This is a genomic window from Colwellia sp. MB02u-10, assembly GCF_014077185.1.
In the GTDB taxonomy this organism is placed as follows: Bacteria; Pseudomonadota; Gammaproteobacteria; order Enterobacterales; family Alteromonadaceae; genus Cognaticolwellia.
On record NZ_JACGVK010000101.1, the window covers coordinates 1 to 251 of the forward strand.

A 251-nucleotide genomic window follows, 5' to 3' on the forward strand; every position below is an offset into this window, starting at 1 on the left:
CAGCTAAAATCATTCGTTTTATCACCAGCGACTAATAGCATTCCCAAGGGGATGACGCTTGTGCCGACTATTTCTGATGAGAAATTATCTAACGACGCGGATACAGACGTTTTACTTACTGAGTTAACATGGGTTAGCTCAAATACAGCGGTTGCGACGGTTGCGGCAGACGGCACAGTAACGGTATTAGCTAATGCGCCATTAGCTACAGACACGACGATAACCGCTACTTTAACGGTGGGTTACGGAGA

The 251-nt window shown here is 46.2% G+C and carries 1 protein-coding gene; it reads left to right on the top strand.

Annotation, left to right across the window (positions count from 1 at the left end; translation table 11 throughout):
- Window positions 1-60: 60 nt before the first annotated feature.
- On the top strand, window positions 61-251 hold a 191-nt coding region (locus tag H4J59_RS04030), incomplete at its 3' end, for an Ig-like domain-containing protein (RefSeq protein WP_310733158.1).